This window comes from Psychrobacter sp. AOP7-B1-24 (assembly GCF_052376215.1).
Lineage (GTDB): Bacteria > Pseudomonadota > Gammaproteobacteria > Pseudomonadales > Moraxellaceae > Psychrobacter.
In genome coordinates, this window is sequence record NZ_JBQSVL010000154.1 from 1 (window position 1) to 2,089 (window position 2,089).

The 2,089-nt window shown below is 36.0% G+C and carries 3 protein-coding genes; all 3 read left to right on the top strand.

Annotation, left to right across the window (positions count from 1 at the left end):
• Positions 1-422 (top strand): YceI family protein (locus ACT3QP_RS14620; RefSeq protein WP_444526000.1); only part of this gene is annotated, 422 nt, incomplete at its 5' end.
• 757 nt (positions 423-1,179) lie between these two features.
• Positions 1,180-1,446, top strand: coding sequence for a hypothetical protein (locus ACT3QP_RS14625; protein ID WP_444526001.1), 267 nt, complete (start codon positions 1,180-1,182; stop codon positions 1,444-1,446).
• 181 nt (positions 1,447-1,627) lie between these two features.
• Positions 1,628-1,894 carry a hypothetical protein gene (locus tag ACT3QP_RS14630; RefSeq protein ID WP_444526002.1) on the top strand — a complete coding sequence of 89 codons (267 nt, stop codon included), beginning with the start codon at positions 1,628-1,630 and terminating at the stop codon, positions 1,892-1,894.
• The last annotated feature ends 195 nt before the right edge of the window (positions 1,895-2,089 follow it).

Consider the following 2,089-nt stretch of genomic DNA (forward strand, 5'->3'; position numbering starts at 1 on the left):
GTCAGCTCGATTATGACCCAGTAGCCAAGACAGGTAATATTGCTCTATTAATCCCTTTAAATACCTTGAATACCGGCAATCAAGCTTTTGATATCACACTTAAAAGCGCAGACTTTTTCGATGTTGAAACATTTCCAGTGGCTCATTTTAAGTCCACTAAATGGTATTTTTCGAATGATAAAGACAGTTCAGACGTTGTCAAAGTTGACGGCATGCTGACGTTACATGGCAAGACCAATCCTATTGCGCTAACAGCTGCTAAGTTTAATTGTTATTTGAGTCCTATACTCAAAAAAACGGTCTGTGGTGGTGAATTTACAACGACTATCGATCGGACAAAGTGGGGTATCAGTAAATATACATTGCTGGGTATGACAGAGCAGGTAGCGTTGACTATTCAGGTAGAGGCGGTAAAGCAATAATATATCCTCTGCCAGTAGGCTAATGTGAGTCAAACGTTTTCAATATATCGTCAAATAGGCCCTAATGCATAGCTTGCATTAGGTTTTTTTATATCGAGAGTTATAGAACTTTTGTATGGAAGAGAGTATTTGTACTCAGGCTCTTTATTATTGTAATAATATTCAAAAAACTGATACGACCATAAAAATATGCTGACGGAATTATGTTATCGGAATGTTATCAACATACTTCCACTATTAATTAATCAAAAAAATGAATACATATTAGGATAGATATCCGAATATAAAGGAGATGACGGTATATTTTGGCAATAGAAGTGTGGAGTGATAGAAGGTTTTGAATGGTGGTAAATAAGGTTTTTCTAGGTATGATTTGATAGAAATTTAATCATTATTTGTTTATATACTTAGGTTTGAGGCTGCAAAGCAGTAAAAGTATTCATTTATATGATTATATAACAAAGCTGCCATAGCAATTGCACAATGTCACACGAAAAAATAAAAACGTTAGATTGGTAATTTTTGTGCTACTGAAACCCAAAGTTATTAATTGATAGTCTTGTGTTCGGAGATGATGACTAACAAAAATTAGATCATCACACTCTATGCTCGAACTGAACATGATAATCAGTTAAGGGGTTATCGGACTTTTATTTATAATAATATTTGTTGATAGGTTTGAGCCATACAAAATGTTGTTGAAGTCTCAGCATATTTTTAAATGACATACCAAATCTAAAGACCAAGGAATTAACCAATGAAAAACCTTACTCTATCTCTACCATTACTTGTTGGCGCTGCATTAACTATCCCAAGCTTAGCAGTAGCAGCTGAATCAGCAGAGATGCAAACACCTGATACTACAATGCAAGCTGAAGTTGATAGCCCTGATAGCGCTCTTGAAAGCCAAGGCGAAAGTGAAGCAATGTATCTAACTGATGAAGCAAGTGTTGATACCACAGAAGCTGAGACTGATAGCAGCGAAACAGTTATGGAAGAAGAGCCAGCTCAACCATATTCGTAATTCATAGTACGTTATTTGCTAAGTAGATATGTCACTAAACATTATGTGGCTAAACACAGAATCAGCCACAAGCTTACTTTAGCAAAACAAGTCGTATAACCGTATTTATAAAACAGTATTTATAAATTAGTCTCAGCTTATTTTAGACAGTAGACCAAATTTAAAACCAAGGAATTAATCAATGAAAAACCTTACTCTATCTCTACCATTACTTGTTGGCGCTGCATTAACTATCCCAAGCTTAGCAGTAGCAGCTGAATCAGCAGAGATGCAAACATCTGATACTACAATGCAAGCTGAAGTTGATAGCCCTGATAGCGCTCTTGAAAGCCAAGGCGAAAGCGAAGCAATGTATCCAACTGATGAAGCAAGTGTTGATACCACAGAAGCTGAGACTGATAGCAGCGAAACAGTTATGGAAGAAGAGCCAGCTCAACCATATTCGTAATTCATAGTACGTTATTTGCTAAGTAAATATGTCACTAAACATTATGTGGCTAAACACAGAATCAGCCACAAGCTTACTTTAGCAAAACAAGTCGTATAACCGTATTTATAAAAAGGTAGCCATTAGGCTGCCTTTTTTGCTGTTACGACAAGGACTATTATGGTACAGCGTTCTAAAACTAAAGGCTGATTTATG

Bases quoted from the DNA above. Each gene is read 5' to 3' on its own strand.
- ACT3QP_RS14625 (WP_444526001.1), top strand. From the start codon at position 1,180: ATGAAAAACCTTACTCTATCTCTACCATTACTTGTTGGCGCTGCATTA.
- ACT3QP_RS14630 (WP_444526002.1), top strand. From the start codon at position 1,628: ATGAAAAACCTTACTCTATCTCTACCATTACTTGTTGGCGCTGCATTA.